13 protein-coding genes are annotated in these 18493 nt (G+C 41.8%); 3 read left to right on the top strand and 10 right to left on the bottom strand.

Annotated features, from left to right (window positions below; all coding sequences use genetic code 11):
* Positions 1–468: 468 nt before the first annotated feature.
* The 8 genes from ACOMG9_RS12215 to ACOMG9_RS12180 all read right to left on the bottom strand — a co-directional run bounded on the left by ACOMG9_RS12215 (position 469) and on the right by ACOMG9_RS12180 (position 13650).
* Complete coding sequence (locus tag ACOMG9_RS12215) at positions 469–2943, bottom strand: ankyrin repeat domain-containing protein (protein WP_494530304.1); 2475 nt, start codon at positions 2941–2943, stop codon at positions 469–471.
* A gap of 473 nt (positions 2944–3416) precedes the next feature.
* Positions 3417–6563, bottom strand: coding sequence for an ankyrin repeat domain-containing protein (locus ACOMG9_RS12210; RefSeq protein WP_448217097.1), 3147 nt, complete (start codon positions 6561–6563; stop codon positions 3417–3419).
* A gap of 268 nt (positions 6564–6831) precedes the next feature.
* Positions 6832–7716, bottom strand: coding sequence for a WD40 repeat domain-containing protein (locus tag ACOMG9_RS12205; RefSeq protein WP_448217096.1), 885 nt, complete (start codon positions 7714–7716; stop codon positions 6832–6834).
* Positions 7717–7945: 229 nt separating this feature from the next.
* Complete coding sequence (locus ACOMG9_RS12200; protein ID WP_494530303.1) at positions 7946–8986, bottom strand: hypothetical protein; 1041 nt, start codon at positions 8984–8986, stop codon at positions 7946–7948.
* 256 nt (positions 8987–9242) lie between these two features.
* The gene (gene fghA, locus ACOMG9_RS12195; RefSeq protein WP_448218642.1) at positions 9243–10091 is read right to left on the bottom strand and encodes an S-formylglutathione hydrolase; all 849 of its coding nucleotides are present in this window, start codon (positions 10089–10091) and stop codon (positions 9243–9245) included.
* Positions 10092–10169: 78 nt separating this feature from the next.
* Complete coding sequence (locus ACOMG9_RS12190; protein WP_448217094.1) at positions 10170–11279, bottom strand: S-(hydroxymethyl)glutathione dehydrogenase/class III alcohol dehydrogenase; 1110 nt, start codon at positions 11277–11279, stop codon at positions 10170–10172.
* A gap of 183 nt (positions 11280–11462) precedes the next feature.
* The gene (locus ACOMG9_RS12185; RefSeq protein WP_448217093.1) at positions 11463–12503 is read right to left on the bottom strand and encodes a hypothetical protein; all 1041 of its coding nucleotides are present in this window, start codon (positions 12501–12503) and stop codon (positions 11463–11465) included.
* A 259-nt stretch (positions 12504–12762) separates the two neighbouring features.
* Positions 12763–13650, bottom strand: a complete 888-nt coding sequence (locus tag ACOMG9_RS12180; RefSeq protein ID WP_448217092.1) for a hypothetical protein — start codon at positions 13648–13650, stop codon at positions 12763–12765.
* Positions 13651–13950: 300 nt separating this feature from the next.
* On the opposite strand from ACOMG9_RS12180, the gene ACOMG9_RS12175 reads away from it, so the two are divergent.
* Positions 13951–14655, top strand: a complete 705-nt coding sequence (locus tag ACOMG9_RS12175; RefSeq protein WP_448217091.1) for a Fic family protein — start codon at positions 13951–13953, stop codon at positions 14653–14655.
* A gap of 97 nt (positions 14656–14752) precedes the next feature.
* Here ACOMG9_RS12175 and fabB read toward each other — a convergent pair whose 3' ends face one another.
* On the bottom strand, positions 14753–15970 hold the full coding sequence (fabB, locus tag ACOMG9_RS12170; protein ID WP_448217090.1) for a beta-ketoacyl-ACP synthase I: 1218 nt from the start codon (positions 15968–15970) through the stop codon (positions 14753–14755).
* A 28-nt stretch (positions 15971–15998) separates the two neighbouring features.
* Positions 15999–16511 (bottom strand): 3-hydroxyacyl-[acyl-carrier-protein] dehydratase FabA, encoded by a 513-nt coding sequence (gene fabA, locus ACOMG9_RS12165; protein WP_317146541.1) that lies wholly within the window; start codon positions 16509–16511, stop codon positions 15999–16001.
* A gap of 433 nt (positions 16512–16944) precedes the next feature.
* On the opposite strand from fabA, the gene ACOMG9_RS12160 reads away from it, so the two are divergent.
* Together ACOMG9_RS12160 and ACOMG9_RS12155 are read left to right on the top strand one after the other, a co-directional pair.
* Positions 16945–17976 carry an NAD(P)H-dependent glycerol-3-phosphate dehydrogenase gene (locus ACOMG9_RS12160; RefSeq protein ID WP_422133792.1) on the top strand — a complete coding sequence of 344 codons (1032 nt, stop codon included), beginning with the start codon at positions 16945–16947 and terminating at the stop codon, positions 17974–17976.
* 78 nt (positions 17977–18054) lie between these two features.
* A complete protein-coding gene (locus tag ACOMG9_RS12155; RefSeq protein WP_448217089.1) occupies positions 18055–18360 on the top strand; it encodes a DUF4389 domain-containing protein in 306 nt (101 codons plus the stop codon).
* Positions 18361–18493 lie beyond the last annotated feature (133 nt).

The following is an 18493-nucleotide window of genomic DNA, read 5'->3' as shown; positions in this document are numbered from 1 at the left end:
TGTACTTCCTTTTATTAATTTTTTGTAAATGGTTTTTAGACTTTATTATTGATTAGGTCATCCCTTAGACTTTTACTTCTACTAAAAGTTCAATTAAGAGAATTTTGACTCGTGTCCACGCACCAGAGAGGCTGTTGCAAAACTCCAACAGCTCGTTCCCATGCTCTGAGTTCGTCATTCCCGCGAAGGCGGAAATCCAGCGCCAACGGTGGATCTCTGCCTTCTCGGGGATGACCAGGCCAGGGGGGCACCGGGCAGTATGGTTCTGGTGGAGAGTCAGTGTGGATTCCCGCCTTCGCGGGAATGGCGAGAATGAAATCGGGAATGACGAGAATGAAGCCGGGAATAACGGGAGTCAACTCCTGCCCAGGCTGGAGAGGGTTTTGCGACACCCTCTCCAGCCTGGGCAGGAGCCTTGTCACCTATAGTGACTGATTTCCAGGATGATGCGTACTTGAGTTAGTTAAATCAGCTCATTTTTTGTATTTTCGGAGGTGTGGCTCCGTCAGTCGAGGTGTTATTGAACGGACTATTTGATGATTGCATTGTATTCCCACTATTTGTTGGGAAAGCACCGGTTGTTGAAACAACATCGGACAGAAATTCGACAATTGTATGAGCACCTTTTTTTCTTGCATAATCTAATGGACTATCACCTTCAGTTGTTAACTGGTCAAGAGTGAAGTCAGATCGTTTTAAAAGTAATTGGATGAAACTTAGTGCGTTAGACTCAATGGCTGCCATCAGTACAGTCTTTCTGCAGCCTTTTTTCTGTAGAAGTGTTTTTCTATTGCTGATCGCCTCTTCAACTTTTTTACGTGCTTTATCATTATTGTGAGAAGTTTTATTGTACTCGCCAATTAATGCCACAATGTCATCTCCGTGAAATTCAACTCCCACTCTTAAATCTTTCAGGTTATCTGCCAATGTCTCAATATCATAAAATTGCTTCTGGTTTAGCCTCGACTTTATAAAGCTACGTACTGTTATATCGTGCGAAATGGGCTGGTCAATATTGGCACCAAGATTGACTAGTTTGTTAATAATCTCAAGGCTTGTTGAATCAATCTTTATCTGAAAGGCAATATGGCTTAATGCGGTCTTACCCTCAGAGTCCTTAGCATCAACGCAGAGTTTATGAGACTCTAATAGGGACTGAATTATCACAGTAAAATCACTATTGGTATTCCCATCTTTACTTTGCTTGTAACAGTCGATGGCTATTTGGAGCGGTGTTTTTCCTTTGAGGCCGGGAGCATTGATATCTTCTTTCTCTATTAATAGTTTGACAACCTTCACAGCAGCATGCTGAATAGCATAAATAAGCTGTGTTTCATTGTTGACTTTTAAATTATTAATACTCAGGTGGTTTATCATTATTTTCATCAGCTCTGATGTGTCGGTTTTGATAACCGACATTAATAATCTTTCTTTGTCGTCACCTTTCAGATCACTAGCCTTGAGTGCCAGCATCTCTTTTTCTATTTTTTTACAAGCTTTGAATCGATCCATGTTAGTAAGCGTGTTTAGTTTGGCAATCGATGCTATCAACGGCAACCGGCCATTTCTTAAGTCTTCCAGACTGTCTGCCAATATCTCAAGATCATAAAATTGCTTCTCGTTTAGCCTGTCCTTTATAAAGCTACGTACTGTTATATCGTGCACAATGGGATGATCAATATTGGCACCCAGATTGATTAGTTTGTTAATAATATCAAGGCTTGTTGAATCAATTTCTACCTGATGGGCAATATGGAATAATGCGGTATTGCCCTCAAAGTCTTTAGCATCAACGCAGAGTTTATGACAATCTAATAGGGACTGAATTATCTCAGTAAGATCACTATTGGTATCCTTATCTTTCCTTTTCTTGTAACAGTGAATAGCTACTTGAAGCGGTGTTTTTCCTTCGAGGCCGGGAGCATTGACATCTTCTCTTTCTATTAATAGCTTGACAACCTTCACGGCAGTATTCTGAATAGCATAAATAAGCGGTGTTTCATTGTAGACTTTTAAATTATTAATACTCAGGCGATTTATCATTATTTCCATCAGCTCTGATGTGTCGGTTTGGATAACCGACTTTAATAATCTTGCTTTGTCGTTATCATTCAGATCACTAGCCTTGAGTGCCAGCATCTCTTTTTTTATTTTTTCACGAGCTTTGAGTTCATACCAGTTGGAAATTTTGTTTATGTTGGCGATCGATTCTATCAAAGAGTCAATAGTTAATTCATGGCTAATAGCCTTCTGACTTCTGGAGTTCTCTGTTTTCTCGACATCCCATAAATTTTTTATGTGATCGATAATACGGAGTCCATTGCTTAAAATGCAGGAATATAAATCACTATTCTTACCAGAACATCTATCAGGATGAAAATATTTTGTTAACGTTTTAATAATGTACTCTACATTTGAATTGTCTGAATTTTGATCAATCTTCAATATGTTGGCTAACAGAAACTTGAATATTGTTTTTTCGTTATCAGTTATTGTAACTCCGTTCTCAACTTTATTTAGAATTGATTCTATGTAGTTACCGACACCTTTAAGTTCCCTTAAAGATTCTTTTAAATTAATCCTCTTTGACCTTTGTTGCTTATTGATCTCTTCTAGAGCGTCTTGTATTTCTATCGAATCAGCAATATTACTCTCTATCGTTCTGCAGAAAGTTTCGGCATGCCTGTTTAATCCATCAAAAAAATCAGAGGTTTGAGCAAGGGTGGGTAATATATGAATTAATTCGATAGTTCTTTCATTGACAGGTGTGTCATTCGGAAGTTTATTGGAAAATTTAAGGCTCTGCTGACTATAAATTTCCATAAGTCTAATTTTTAAAAAGCGTCCCACAGATCTGCTGTTGCCTGAATGAATCAGGCAGCCACCTGTGTTATGTTCGTCAAACAGAACCTTTGAAATCAAACCAAGCGCTTCCATGTTCATAGTTATGTACTTCCTTTCATTAATTTTTTGTAAATGGTTTTTAGACTTTATTATTGATTAGGTCATCCGTTAGACTTTTACTTCTACTAAAAGTTCAATTAAGAGAATTTTGACTCGTGCCCACGGACCAGAGAGGCTGTCGCAAAACTCCAACAGCTCGTTCCCATGCTCTGAGTTCGTCATTCCCGCGAAGGCGGAAATCCAGCGCCAACGGTGGATCTCTGCCTTCTCGGGGATGACCAGGCCAGGGGGGCACCGGGCAGTACGGTTCTGGTGGAGAGTCAGTGTGGATTCCCGCCTTCGCGGGAATGGCGAGAATGAAATCGGGAATGACGAGAATGAAGCCGGGAATAACGGGAGTCAACTCCTGCCCAGGCTGGAGAGGGTTTTGCGACACCCTCTCCAGCCTGGGCAGGAGCCTTGTCACCTATAGTGACTGATTTCCAGGATGATGCGTACTTGAGTTAGTTAAATCAGCTCATTTTTTGTATTTTCGGAGGTGTGGCTCCGTCAGTGGAGGTGTTAGTGAATGGACTATTTGATGACTGCTTTGTATTCCCACTATTTGTTGGGAAAGTACCGGTTGTTGAAACAACATCGGACAGAAATTCGACAATTGTATGAGCACCTTTTTTTCTTGCATAATCTAATGGACTATCACCTTCAGTTGTTAGCTGGTCAAGAGTGAAATCAGATCGTTTTAATAGTAATTGAATGAAACTTAGTGCGTTAGACTCAATAGCTGCCATCAGTACAGTTTTTTTGCAGTCTTTTTTCTGAAGAAGTGTTTTTCTATTGCTGATCGCCTCTTCAACTTTTTTACGTGCTTTATCATTATTGTGAGAAGTTTTATTGTACTCGTCAATTAATGCCACAATGTCATCTCCGTGAAATTCAACTCCCACTCTTAAATCTTTCAGATTATCTGCCAATGTCTCAATATCATAAAATTGCTGCTTGCTTAGCCTCGACTTTATAAAGCTACGTACTGTTATATCGTGCACAATGGGCTGATCAATATTGGCACCCAGATTGACTAGTTTGTTAATAATATCAAGGCTTGTTGAATCAATTTCTTCCTGAAAGGCAATATGGCTTAATGCGGTCTTACCCTCAGAGTCCTTAGTATCAACGCAGAGTTTATGAGACTCTAATAGGGACTGAATTATCACAGTATAATCACTATTGGTATTCCCATCTTTACTTTGCTTGTAACAGTCAATGGCTATTTGTAGCGGTGTTTTTCCTTTGAGGCCGGGAGCATTGATATCTTCTTTCTCTATTAATAGTTTGACAACCTTCACAGCAGCATGCTGAATAGCATAAATAAGCTGTGTTTCATTGTTGACTTTTAAATTATTAATACTCAGGTGGTTTATCATTATTTTCATCAGCTCTGATGTGTCGGTTTTGATAACCGACATTAATAATCTTTCTTTGTCGTCACCTTTCAGATCACTAGCCTTGAGTGCCAGCATCTCTTTTTCTATTTTTTTACAAGCTTTGAATCGATCCATGTTAGTAAGCGTGTTTAGTTTGGCAATCGATGCTATCAACGGCAACCGGCCATTTCTTAAGTCTTCCAGACTGTCTGCCAATATCTCAAGATCATAAAATTGCTTCTCGTTTAGCCTGTCCTTTATAAAGCTACGTAATGTTATATCGTGAAGAATGGGATGATCAATATTGGCACCCAGATTGACTAATTTGTTAATAATCTCAAGGCTTGTTGAATCAATATTTATCTGCGAGACAATATGGCATAATGCGGTAAAACCCTTAGAGTCCTTAGCATCAACGCAGAGTTTATGAGACTCTAATAGGGACTGAATTATCTCAGTAAGATCACCATTGGTATCCTTATCTTTCCTTTTCTTGTAACAGTCAATAGCTACTTGAAGCGGTGTTTTTCCTTCGAGGCCGGGAGCATTGACATCTTCTTTTTCTATTATTAGCTTGACAACCTTCACGGCAGTATTCTGAATAGCATAAATAAGCGGTGTTTCATTGTTGACTTTTAAATTATTAATACTCAGGCGATTTATCATTATTTCCATCAGCTCTGATGTGTCGGTTTGGATAACCGACTTTAATAATCTTGCTTTGTCGTTATCATTCAGATCACTAGCCTTGAGTGCCAGCATCTCTTTTCTTATTTTTTCATAAGCTTTGGATCGATCCATGTCGGTAAGTGTGTTTAGTTTCGCAATCGATGATATCAAAGGAAACCCGGCATTTCTTAGGTCTTTCAGACTATCTGCCAATGTCTCTATATCATGAAATTTCTTCTTCGTTAGCTCCCTCTTTAAAAAGCTACGTACTGTTAGATCGTGCATAATGGGCTGATCAATATTGGCACCCAGATTGATTAGTTTTTTAATAATTTCAAGGCTGAGGCTGTCTGAACCAACGTTTTCCTGAAAGGCAATATGGCATAATGCAGTCTTACCCTCAGAGTCCTTAGCATCAACGCAGACTTTATGACAATCTAATATGGAATGAACTATCCTAGCTGAATTACCAGGGCAAAAGTTATCTTTCTTTATCTTGTAACAGTCAATGGCTATTTGGAGCGGTGTTTTTCCTTCGAGGCCGGGAGCATTGATATCTTCTTTTTCTATTAATATCTTGATAACCTCAACAGCAGTATTCTGGATAGCATAAATAAGCGGTTTTTCATTGTTGACTTTTAAATTATTAATACCCAGGTGATTTATCATTGTTTTCAATATCGATGGAGAGTCGACTTGGATAATCGACATTAATAATCTTACTTTGTCGTTATCTTTCAGATCATTAGCCTTGAGTGCCAGCATCTCTTTTCTTATTTTTTCAAAAGTTTTGAGTCGATAGCAGTTGTCAATTTTTTTTAGGTTGGCAATCGATTCTATTAAAGAGTCAATAGTTGATTCATGGCTAATACCCTTCTGACTTCTGGAATTCACTGTTTTTTCAACATCCCATAAAATTTTTATGTGATCGATAATACGGAGTCCATTGCTTAAAATGCAGGAATATAAATCACTATTCTTACCAGAACATCTATCAGGATGAAAATATTTTATCAGAGTTTTGATGATGTGCTCTAAATTTGAAATGTCTGTGTTTTGATCAATCTTCAGTATGTTGGCTAACAGAAACTTGAATATTGTTTTTTCGTTATCGGTTATTGTAACTCCGTTCTCAACTTTATTTAGAATTGTTTCCATGAAGTTTCCGACACCTTTAAGTTCCCTTAAAGATTCTTTTAAATCGATCCTCTTCGATCTATGTTGCTTGTTGAGCTCTTCTAGAGCGTCTTGTATTTCTATTGAATCAGCAATATTACTCTCTATCGTTCTGCAGAAATTTTCGGCATGCCTGTTTAATCTATCAAAAAAATCAGAGGTTTGAGCAAGGGTGGGCAATATATGAATGAATTCAACAGTTCTTTCATCGATAGGTGTGTCATTCGGAAATTTATTGGAAGATTTAAGGCTCTGCTGATTATAAACTTCCATAAGTTTAATTTTTAAATCGGGTCCCACAGATGTGCCATTGCCTGAATGCATCAGGTAGCCACCTCTGTCATGTACGTCAAACAGGACCTTTGAAATATAACCAATCGCTTCCATGTTCATAGTTATGTACTCCCTTACATTAACTTTTTGTAAATAGCTTTTAGACTTTATTATTGATCAGGTTATTTATTTAGACTTCTGCTTGTACTAAAAGTTCAATTAAGAGAATTTTGACTCCTTCCCACGCTCCAGCGTAGAACCAGCCATAGCTAAATAATCAGAAGCACCCTGTTTTATTGCATCGAACTCAGTTTTGAGCAGTCAGGAACTTCTGCCTCTGAGCCAACAATCCTTTCAAGTCAGAGCAGTAAGTTGCCTCGTTCCATCCTCACTGGTGGTCTCCAGGATGCGGCCCATCACAGTAGAAGATTAATGATTCGATCGGCCCATCGTGGTCAATGGTGATTTGTTTTGACCATGATCCGTCGGCCAGCTCGCAATAGACTTTGGCCGTGTGATCGTCACTGGTGGTCACCACATGTTTGTCATCAGCGCTGAAGGTGGCTATTCCGATTTTGGCACTGTGGTAAATGGTGGCTTTTACTGCCCATGATCCGTCGTCAGTAAACCCAAAGATATTTGCTGTGTGATCGTCACTGGTGGTCAGCAGATGCCTGTCATCAGAGCTAAAGGTGACTGATCTGATGTTGTCATCATGGTAAATGCAGGCTTTTTCTATCCATGATCCATCTGCCTGCAGGTCAAAAATTTTTGCCGTGTAATCGTCACTGATGGTCACCAGATGCTTGTTATCATTGCTAAAGGTAGCTGATCTGATCTTGTCATCATGGCAAATGCAGGTTTTTTCTGTCCATGATCCATCTGCCTGCAGGTCAAAAATTTTTGCCGTGTAATCGTTACTGATGGTTACAAGATGGAGACCATTGAGGCTTAAGGTGGCTGAGCTGACAGGACTTGTAGTGGGGACGGTGGACTCTGCTAATGATCCATCGGCCTGCCGATTATAGATCTTCGCGCAGCCATCGGTACTGACGGCCACCGAACGGTGGAGACCAATGCTTCCTTCGCCTTGAGTATGGTAGCTTTGCTGTTGCAAACTCTCATAACGCTCCATACAAAATTGTCTCAGTTCAACTGCAGTAACAACCTTTCCGAAACCAACACCTGTTGATGCGCTCTGCGGCTGAGCAGGTTTTGTTGAGTGTAAGTCCGGAAGTCCGTTAGCACCGGGAGCGCTATTTAAGTTATTCATATCATGTTCCTTTTTATTAAGTTGGATTTATCCTTCATTGCACAGATATTGTATTGAAGGTCATCCAATATTGATTTCATCCATTTATTGGGAGTTCCTTTCAGGATAAAAGTTCATAACATGATGTTAAGTGCGACTAACAAATAACAGAATGTTAATTTAAAATAATCAATGGTAAGAAAGTTGAAGTGTGACATAAAGTCAGTGCTGATTGTAAATGGTCGGAGACTTATATTTTTGCATTCTGTAGCTCTAAAAAAATCTCGTATTCTGGTTTTATATTTAAGTGTCTTCTTGAAACTGAGAATAATCTGAAATATGGACGATCATCCGAGTTTCTTAAGGTTTCAAACAGCGTAGGTAAAATCTTCTGATTGAAAATAGCTTTAGAACAGGGTTCGTTCTTTCTTGTTTTAATTATTTTATTAAATGAATGTTTGGTGCTTTTTAGTTCTTTCCATATTTTTTTTATTTCATCTATTGTTTTGTTGGAAAAAAGTAATTTCAATTGGTTTTTGCTGTTTAGTAAAATTAGATCATTACCTTCTTTAAAGGTTTTTGTAGAGTCCTCTATGGTTGAAGAGTCACCAGTAAGCCAATGATTAAGAGTAAACATACCTGCCATCGACTGTAATATGTGAAAATTGTTGTTTTCTCTGAGAATTACGAAATCGTGACAATATGTTTTAATGTTTTCTTGTATGTAACTGATTTTATGGATGAATATGTAATCATTTTCTGGGTCGCTATTAATGTAAGTCTTATATAAATACTGTTCGTCAGATGAAAAAACAAAAGGGATTGAACAATTTCCTTTAGCGAGATTTTCTGCAAGGACTTCTGCTGTTATGTGGCATACATATTGATTCTTTAGTTTACTAGTACTCAACTCTAATGGAGATAAAGAAGCACAGCTTGGTTTTAAGGGTGACTTTTCAGACAGGCTTCGTTTATCTGCACCCAGTGTCTCATCAATAGAATTGGATGAAAATTTACTACCTATCTTAATCTCATCTTGAACTGAAACAATTCTGGAAAATGCACAGGAAACTTCTTCTAAAGTGTCCTTAACAAGCTGTGATTCTTCCTCTGGCATAGTTAAGTGTGCTGTGCCTGCTAACGGGGTAAAGTTGAGCAATGAAGGTTGACTCTTGTTATAGACAGTGACGTCTCTGCCCATACTGACACCCATTGGTGTCTTTGATTGAGATTGATGAGGTGTTGTCAGGGGGGAGCCAACAATTTTGGAGCTGTTATCTATTCCGTACATGGTTTCTTCCTACAAGTTAGCATTTGTCCCGGATTAGCAAGTCGATTAAAAATGGGTGCAGTAATTTAGAGTTGTCTAGTGGGATAAAAGTTCATAACATGTTGTTAAGTACAACTAACAAAGTTTTTTCAGAGCACAAAGAATGTCGTCACTGAGTGATAACAAGAAATTATTCTCTCGTAGTTCAGTGATTTTTACCGTGTTATTCCGACAGGCTGCTAGAGTGGCTGATAAGACTGAGTTTTTAAATGCCTTTTTAACGTGAAGAGTTTAAGGCCCTGGCATGAAAAGCGATATGATCGCTGATAAAACTGGCTATATAGAAATAGCTATGGTCATAGCCTTCATCCATAGATAGCTGGATGGGGTAATTCACCTTATCACACGCCGATTTGAAATGATTTGTCAGTAATTGCTGCTGCAAGAAATTGTCCGACAGACCCTGGTTAATCATAATAGGCAAAACACGATCGTATGCCTGATTCGCAATTAATACAGTGGCGTCGTAGGCAAGCCATGCGTCCTGGTTGTGCCCTAAATAATGAGTAAATGCCTTTTGTCCCCATGGGCACTGACTGGGGTTTACGATCGGCGCAAAAGCCGAAATTGACTCATAATGATTGGCATTGTTCAGACCAATCACCAAGGCGCCGTGGCCACCCATAGAATGCCCTGAGATTGATTTTTTACCAGTAACGGGAAAGTTAGCCTCGATCAGGGCTGGTAGTTCGTGCACCACATAATCGTACATCTGATAGTGCTCAGCCCATGGCTGCTCTGTTGCATTGACATAGAAACCGGCCCCTGAACCCAAATCCCAGGCGCCTTCGGAATCGTCTGCCACAGCCTCTCCACGAGGGCTGGTATCTGGACAAACAATAGCAACACCATGTTCTTGCGCAAACTGTTGGGCGCCCGCTTTTGTCACAAAGTTCTGATCCGTACAGGTAAGACCTGACAGCCAATACAGAACCGGAACCTTTTCGGATTCGGCTTTACTGGGTAAATAAATCGAGAACTGCATAGTGCAGCGGGTAGTGTCAGCTTCATGCTCATTTTGTAGTTGAACGCCACCAAAGCATTTAACACGAGATAATTCTTTCATAGCTGGTTTTGCCTGTTGATTCACTTAAAAAGTTACCTGGCAAGTGAGTAGAATTCACGAGCCTCATTCACTCATTGGTCAATATTCGATGACAGTGCGAATCGATTTACCTTCATGCATCAGCTCAAAGGCTATATTAATGTCTTCTAACGGCATTGTATGGGTGACCATTTCGTCGACTTTAATTTCACCCGCCATATATTTTTCAACATACTCTGGCAGTTGCGTCCGCCCTTTAACCCCGCCAAAGGCGCTGCCGCGCCAGACACGGCCTGTGACTAATTGAAAGGGACGGGTACTGATTTCCTGACCAGCGCCAGCGACACCAATAATCGTCGACTCACCCCAACCTTTATGACAGCACTCCAGGGCGCTTCTCATGGTTTCAGTTCGACCGATGCACTCGAAGGAGTAATCTACTCCGCCGTCGGTGAGTTCCACAATCACATCCTGAATCGGTTTATCGTAATCTTTTGGGTTGATGCAATCGGTGGCGCCAAGGTCTTTGGCCATTTGAAATTTATCGGGATTAATATCCACCACTAAAATGCGTGCGGCTTTGGCCATCACAGCGCCTTGAACTGCCGACAGGCCAACACCGCCCAAACCAAATATAGCCACCGTAGCTCCCTCTTCCACCTTAGCTGTATTCAGTACAGCACCAATACCGGTAGACACTCCACAAGCTAACAAACAGACTTTATCCAATGGTGCGGCCTGATTGATTTTTGCCACGGCAATTTCAGGTAATACCGTATGCTCTGCAAAGGTTGATGTACCCATAAAGTGATAAATGGGCTGCCCATCTTTTGAAAAACGCGAGGTTCCATCCGGCATCAGGCCTTTGCCCTGAGTTTCACGAATGGCCTGACAGAGATTGGTTTTACCAGAGGTACAAAATTTACATTCGCCGCATTCCGGAGTGTATAGCGGGATAACGTGATCACCCACCGCGACGGATGTAACTCCTTCTCCTACGGCTTCTACAACACCTGCACCCTCATGACCCAATATACAGGGAAAGATACCCTCAGGGTCCTCGCCACTCAGGGTAAAGGCATCGGTGTGACATACGCCGGATGCTGTTAATTTTACCAGGACTTCGCCAGCCTGGGGTTCTTGAAGGTCAACTTCCTCAATAATGAGAGGCTTGCCTGGCCCCCAGGCGACAGCTGCACGTGTTTTCATGGTTATACCCTTTTAAGTTGGACAATAGGAACTACCTGGCTTTTCTCAAACTGCTGCCGAGCTCAGCAAAATTGTAATGAGAATGAATCCTGAAATGAAGGTTTTTCCTTTTTTTCTTGTAGAGTGAGGGGCCCACTCTCACTGGTTTGGTGTATTCAGTCAGAATTACTTCGGGAACACGACTTATATTCGGAAATCGTATACTTCGAAAAACATCTCATATTTTGGATCAATGCCTAAGTATCTTCTTGAAGCTGAGAATATTCTAAAGTAAGGACGATCATCCGAATTGCCTAAGGTTGAAAATAATGTAGGCAAAATCTTCTGGTTAAAAATAGCTTTAGAGCAGGACTTGTTTTTTCTTGTTTTTATTATTTTATTAAATGATGGTTCGATTTTATTTAAATCTTCTGTCATTTCTTTTATTTCATCTTCCCTTTCTTTAGAAAAAAGTGATGGCAAATTATTCTCCTGATAAAACAAAATCATATCATTGGTTTTTTTTAAGCTTTTTTTATTTTTGACTATTGTTGAAGAGTCACCATTCAGCCATTGATCAAGACTAAACGCGTCTACCATTGACTGTAAGATATGGAATCTGTTGTTTTTCCTCAGAATAACAAATTCATGAGAATATACTTTCACATTATCGTATATGTAACTGATTCTGTGTGAAAAAGCATAATTATTTTCTGGATTGCTATTGATGTATTCCTTGTATAATTGTTGTTCGCCAAACATGAAGGTATGAGTTACTGAATACTTTTCTTTAGAGAGATGTTTTTCAAGAACTGATACCGTTGTGTGGCATATATTTTTATCTTTTAGTTCATTAATACTCAACTCTAATGGAGATAAGGTGGCAGCTCTTGCTTCTGCCTGAGGTTTTTCAGACAAACATTGTGTGTCTGCAGTCGATGTTTCAGAAGTAGCATGAGATAACAATCTACAGTCTTCCTTTACCTCATTATGAAGTGAGACACATCTTGAAAAGACAGAGGTAGCTTCATTTAAAGCTTCCTTAACAAGCTGTGATTTTTTCTCCGGCGCAATTGATTGGGCTGCACCTTCTGAGGGAGGAATATTGACTGACAAAGGTTCACTCTTGTTATGTACACTGATGTCTCTACCCATACTGACAACAGTTGGTGTTTCTGATGGCGGTTGATTAGATGTTAATGGGGTGGAGCTGTCAATACTGGATTTGTTATTTATTCCGTTCATGCTTTCATCTCTTTAAGTAAGTATTTAAGTACCTAACCAGTTGGTTTCGCATATTCTGGACGGCGGCTTTTTCCATCATTCTGCGTTCCAACTCTGGTTGCGTAGCTATGGCTACGCGCCCGTCGTTGCGCCTTGAAGGATGACAAAATCCACTCGCCAGAATATGCGAAACCAACTGGTCACGTACTTATCCTCGATTAGGGGCTAAATCCTTTCCACCTGTCACAGCTAAATCGGCATAGAGAGGCAACTAAAAGGATCAGTAATTTACTCTAAACGGTATTTGTTTTGAATAATATTCAGGCGCTAATCTAACGATCCTTATTGATTCTGAAGGGTATGTCTCCAGAGCAGCAGGTAAAGATTGGAAAAATATATCAATCGGACCATGCTTGCTTATACATCTTCCACCTCCGATATAAAACAGACTATGAATCAATTTTTCATTTGAAAATAATTGCAGAATATCTCCGATGCATAGTTTTTTTTTGTCATCTGTATGAATGGAAGCAAAAGGAAGTTTTTCATACCACCCATTGAATTTTATATCCTTTTGTTTATCCATACCAAATGCTAAATAATTTACAAGCTGATGACAGACACCGTGAGAATCAATTTCTTTATTTTCAAGAGGAAAAACCGTTTTGCAAACATTCTCAAAGCCCTTTGTAAAGAGACAGGACAGCCTGCTTTTTATTTGATTCAAATAACATGAATCAATATTTGCTTCCTCAGTTAAAGGCAAAGAAACCAAACATTCTTCCTTTAAAATAGGGGTATTAGCTGGCACTTTATAATGTTTGACTCCATTCAAAGTAAAAGGTAAAAGTTTAAGCTTCCAATACACAAGAGTTTCTTCAGCGTAGAGTTCTGGACTGTCAATTTGTTCAAAAAAGGTTGTTCCATCGCATTTTCGGTAAGCATATAATATTTCCGTGTGGTGCTCTTCATCAAGGAGCAAAAGTTTATTGGTGGAGTCAATCTTTCTTTCTGATAATGATTTCCCTTCAACCTGCGATGGCTGGCTTTGATCAGCTTTTAAGTGATGAGTTGCTAATTCTTTTGGTGCTGACTCTTTAGTGCCTGGAATGCTTATTTGCGCTAAAGCAGGGATAAGTTGTAAGTTTGTTTCTGTCACTGGGTTCATTGTCATACACTCCGTGATATTTTTGTAAGTTCCCGATCAGCTGGCTTCGCCTTCCTGGAAGGCGGCTTTTTCAACCTACTGCATTTCAGGCTTGGTTGTATTGACAGATAAAACGAACAGTAATTCATTATTTTGTTAATTAATACTAACCATAAAGTAAGCCAGAATAACAAAGAGCGGGCATAGAAAGGATAACAGTTGCGCCGTTACTGATGACTCAGAGCATAAGCAATCTGTTTGCCATATAATGGGCACAATTACGATCGCAATGGATTACTCACGGTATGTTTGAAACCATAGATGCTCTCAAAGCCCAATTGGGCCCTCAGGCCCCTGCCAAAAAACAGTGTCCAGTCGCTCCATGAGGCAATGGTGCTTGAGTGGACTTATCATTCCAATGCGATAGAGGGTAATACTCTGACACTCAAGGAAACCAAGGTGGTTCTTGAGGGTATTACTGTTGGCGGCAAGTCAATCAGGGAGCATTTTGAAGCCATTAATCACCGGGAGGCCATTGAGTGGGTAGAGTCTGTAATCGCAAGAGATGAGCCATTCAGTGAACGACTGATTAAGTCTATTCATCAGTTGCTATTAAAAAATATTGATAACACTAATGCGGGTTGCTATCGACAGGAAAATGTAATGATTGCAGGTGCTCAACACATACCTCCTGAACACCTGCACTTGCAGTCGTTAATGACGGAACTGGTGGATGGCTATCAAAATCAGGATTATTACCCTGTTGAGAGGGCAGCGAGACTGCATGTTGATTTTGTAGGAATTCATCCTTTTGTCGATGGCAATGGCCGTACAGCCCGCTTGCTGATGAACTTTGACTTGATGAGCAGTGGTTACTTACCCGTCATTATCAGAGCGGAGAACCGTCTTGCTTATTATGAAGCTTTGGATAAAGCTCATACCAGCCAGTGCTATGAAGACTTCATAGCAATGGTCGTTGAAGCAGAGGAGGACGCTTTTAACCGTTATCTGAGCATTGTTAGTTGAAATTGCCACAGCCAAAGCTCCCGGACATAAATGATGGAGCATAACCATAAAACCAGGCTCCATCATTCTTCTGAAACACCCGGAAATCTGAATCCCTTCAGTCTTCGTAGTTCTGGAATACCAGACAAGCGTTGGTGCCACCAAAACCGAAGCTGTTAGACATGATGCGGTTCAGTTTCTGCTCGCGAGCTTTACCGACCAGAATGGGCAGATCTCTGGCTTCCTCGTCCAGGGTCTCTATGTTGGCTGAAGCCGCGATGAAGTTGTGTTTCATCATCAGCAGACAATAGATCGCTTCCTGCACACCAGCCGCTCCCAGAGAGTGACCAGAGAGGGACTTGGTGGAGCTGATGGCAGGCATTGTGTCACCAAAGACTTCTTTCAGTGCTTTCAGTTCTGCTACATCACCAACGGGAGTAGATGTACCGTGGGTATTGATGTAATCGACAGGACCGGCAACCGTTTCCAGAGCCAGACGCATGCAACGGGAAGCCCCTTCACCGGAAGGAGCAACCATGTCATAACCGTCAGAAGTAGCACCGTAACCCACGACTTCTGCATAAATTTTGGCACCACGGGCTTTGGCGTGCTCCAGTTCTTCCAGAACCACCATGCCACCACCGCCGGCAATGACAAATCCGTCCCGGTCAGCATCGTAAGCTCGGGAAGCTTTGTCCGGGCTGTCGTTGTACTTGCAACTCAGTGCGCCCATAGCGTCGAACAGGCCGGTCTGTGACCAGTGCTCCTCTTCACCACCGCCAGCAAAGACAACATTCTGTTTGCCCAGCTGGATCTGTTCAACCGCACTACCGATGCAGTGAGCACTGGTAGCACAGGCAGAAGTAATGGAGTAATTGACGCCTTTGATCTTGAATGGGGTCGCCAGACAGGCAGATACTGTGCTGCCCATCGTTCGGGTGACACGGTAAGGGCCTACACGCTTGACACCTTTTTCACGCATGATGTCAGCGGCCTCGACAATGTTTTCGGATGAGGCGCCACCGGACGCAGCAATCAGGCCAGTTCTTGGGTTGGAAACCTGTTCTTCTGACAGGCCAGAATCTTCAATGGCCTGCTTCATGGCGATGTAGGCGTAAGAAGCCGCCATACCCATAAAACGCTGGGTTTTACGATCAATATGCTCGCTAAGGTCAATGTTGACAGTGCCCGAAACCTGGCTGCGAAAGCCTTTTTCAGCGTAGCTTTCGTTAAAGCTGATACCGGATTTTCCCTGTTTGAGACTGTCGACCACGTCACTCTGGGTGTTTCCCAGGCAGGAGGTAATGCCGATCCCTGTAACTACAACACGTTTCATTAATCTAAACCTGAATTATCCGAATGAATCAGAATGCGTCGGTGCTCTGGAAAAGGCCTACCCGGAGCCCATCGGCAGTATAAATCTCACGTCCATCGACACTGACAGTTCCATCAGCAATACCCAGCGCCAGTTTGCGACTGATGATACGCTTGATATTGATCTGGTAGGTCACTTTCTTATTAGTTGGCAGAATCTGGCCGGTGAATTTGACTTCACCGCTGCCCAGCGCCCTGCCACGACCGGGATTACCCATCCAGCCCAGATAAAAACCGACCAGCTGCCACATAGCGTCCAGACCCAGGCAACCAGGCATAACCGGGTCGCCCGGAAAGTGACAGTCGAAGAACCAAAGGTCTGGAGTGATATCCAGCTCGGCAACGATTTCGCCCTTACCGTATTTACCGCCTTCTTCAGAGATCCGAACGATACGGTCCAGCATCAGCATGTTGGGTGCTGGCAGTTGGGCATTGCCTGGCCCGAAAAGCTCACCCTGTGAACAGCGGAGCAGGTCGTCTTTATCGAAGGATTGTTGCTTCATTCGTTCATTATTCCTGGAAAATGACATGGTCGCCCGATAAGGCAGGGGTGACACGGGTACATCGACTCCCTTTCTGGCTGATCACTGATCACGGGAATTCATTACTATCGTTCCGGCGTGCACTATACCACCGGTCTCAGACTGTCATCATCGAATTCTGTTGAAATTAACAAAAAAACAACAGATGTGGCAGCTCTCGTGACATTTAATCAAGATCTGACCTTAATGGTCAGGGTTTTTTGTGCCTTGAAAAACGCAATACCGACTTATGCACTAACTTATGTACTTAGCCCATGCAATAAACGTTTCAGGTATTGTATTATTTGTTCGAATCATTTTTCCCCGGCTTGAGGCTGAAAAGATGATTCTTGACTCATGGCCTGCCCAATAGGCTGATTAGCACCAGATCAAGAGAAACAAAGCCGAAATTATAATGATGACGCCGAATAACGATAGCAAGCAGTATACCATAGCCATCCTGGGTGGAGGCAGCTTTGGTACGGCACTGTCTGATATATCAGCTCACAACGGCCATCAGGTTAAACTCTGGATGCGCAGTGATGAGCAGGTAAAGGGGATTAACCGGGATCATATTAATCATCGCTATCTGCCGGATTTTACCATTCATCCTTCGGTTCAGGCTTGTACTGATATCAAGGCCGCAGTCTCATCTGCAGATCTTGTCCTGATTGCCATTCCCAGCAAATCCTTCCGTTCAGTGGTTCAGATGGCGGGCGATGCACTGGAAGGCAAAATGGTAATAAGTACCACCAAGGGGATCGAACCGGTCACCTTTGACCTGATGAGTGAAATTCTGAATGAGGAACTTGACTCAGCCAGAGTGGGTGTTCTCAGTGGCCCCAACCTGGCCAGGGAAATTATCGCCAAAGCAGTGACGGCGACCGTGATTGCCAGTGAAGATAACGAGTTGTGTGAGATAGTACAAAAGGTGCTGCATTCGGATTACTTCAGAGTCTATTCCAATCGGGATGTCTATGGCGTTGAACTGGCCGGTGCCCTGAAAAATATTTATGCCATTGTCTCGGGTATCGGGGCGGCCATGGGTATGGGTGAAAATACCAAGAGTATGCTTATAACCCGCAGTCTGGCAGAAATGAGTCGTTTTGCTGTCAAGCTTGGTGCGGACCCCATGACTTTTCTCGGACTGTCCGGGGTAGGGGATCTGGTCGCCACCTGTACTTCCAGTCTCAGCCGTAACTTCAGGGTTGGTTATGCTCTGGGTCAGGGAAAAACCCTGGAAGAAGCTGAAGCCGAACTGGGTCAGGTCGCAGAGGGGGTTAATACCTTACAGCAGGTCAGGCAAAAAGCGGTTGAGCTGGAAGTCTATATGCCGATTGTTGAAGCATTGCATATGGTCATCTTCAAAGAGTTTGATGTCAATCAGCTGGTGCGCGGTATGATGCTTCGAGAACAGAAAACTGATGTCGAATTTATGGTCAGATGAAGGGCTGGAGGGCTTTCCTTCCTTAATATTGTCAATTAATGACGCATATCCATTAACAAAAACGGCGAGGGTTTTTTTATGGATGAGAAAGTGTTAGATAATCTGAAATCAGAGTCCCGATGGCTCAGGCTGTTGTTCATGGTGTTGTTTTACATGCTGGCCCATATTGTCGGATTGCTGATTCTATTGATTGCCATTATTCAGGTGGTTCACGGGTTTATTAAATCTGAACCGAATTCACGGTTGCTGGATTTCTCAGCCGGGCTGAATCAATATTTTTATCAGATTATCCAGTTTGTTACTTATAATGCCGACACCAAGCCTTACCCATTCAGTGACTGGCCCGGAGAGAAAGAGCCTGTCAGTGATGAGAAAGATGCCTGAATTCGTGTTGAGATGTTGTCGAATGAGCCAGAAATCCGGACTTTCACAGGGTGTCAGGATGTAGCTGTTTTTGTATCCAAAATTGTATATATTCAGTCGTATATCAGCTCATTTAAACAAACAGGTATCTAAT

The sequence above is a fragment of the Endozoicomonas sp. PH6C genome (assembly GCF_059322965.1).
Note: the sequence above shows the minus strand (reverse complement) of the source record. Positions and strands in the feature narration are given on the sequence as shown.

What these genes read in the sequence shown, in the direction of transcription:
- ACOMG9_RS12190 (WP_448217094.1), bottom strand. Translation starts at nt 11,279, where the DNA reads ATGAAAACACGTGCAGCTGTCGCCTGGGGGCCAGGCAAGCCTCTCATT.
- ACOMG9_RS12185 (WP_448217093.1), bottom strand. Translation starts at nt 12,503, where the DNA reads ATGAACGGAATAAATAACAAATCCAGTATTGACAGCTCCACCCCATTA.
- fabB (WP_448217090.1), bottom strand. Translation starts at nt 15,970, where the DNA reads ATGAAACGTGTTGTAGTTACAGGGATCGGCATTACCTCCTGCCTGGGA.
- fabA (WP_317146541.1), bottom strand. Translation starts at nt 16,511, where the DNA reads ATGAAGCAACAATCCTTCGATAAAGACGACCTGCTCCGCTGTTCACAG.
- ACOMG9_RS12155 (WP_448217089.1), top strand. Translation starts at nt 18,055, where the DNA reads ATGGATGAGAAAGTGTTAGATAATCTGAAATCAGAGTCCCGATGGCTC.
- ACOMG9_RS12205 (WP_448217096.1), bottom strand. Translation starts at nt 7,716, where the DNA reads ATGAATAACTTAAATAGCGCTCCCGGTGCTAACGGACTTCCGGACTTA.
- ACOMG9_RS12180 (WP_448217092.1), bottom strand. Translation starts at nt 13,650, where the DNA reads ATGAACCCAGTGACAGAAACAAACTTACAACTTATCCCTGCTTTAGCG.
- ACOMG9_RS12200 (WP_494530303.1), bottom strand. Translation starts at nt 8,986, where the DNA reads ATGTACGGAATAGATAACAGCTCCAAAATTGTTGGCTCCCCCCTGACA.
- ACOMG9_RS12175 (WP_448217091.1), top strand. Translation starts at nt 13,951, where the DNA reads ATGCTCTCAAAGCCCAATTGGGCCCTCAGGCCCCTGCCAAAAAACAGT.
- fghA (WP_448218642.1), bottom strand. Translation starts at nt 10,091, where the DNA reads ATGAAAGAATTATCTCGTGTTAAATGCTTTGGTGGCGTTCAACTACAA.
- ACOMG9_RS12160 (WP_422133792.1), top strand. Translation starts at nt 16,945, where the DNA reads ATGATGACGCCGAATAACGATAGCAAGCAGTATACCATAGCCATCCTG.
- ACOMG9_RS12215 (WP_494530304.1), bottom strand. Translation starts at nt 2,943, where the DNA reads ATGAACATGGAAGCGCTTGGTTTGATTTCAAAGGTTCTGTTTGACGAA.
- ACOMG9_RS12210 (WP_448217097.1), bottom strand. Translation starts at nt 6,563, where the DNA reads ATGAACATGGAAGCGATTGGTTATATTTCAAAGGTCCTGTTTGACGTA.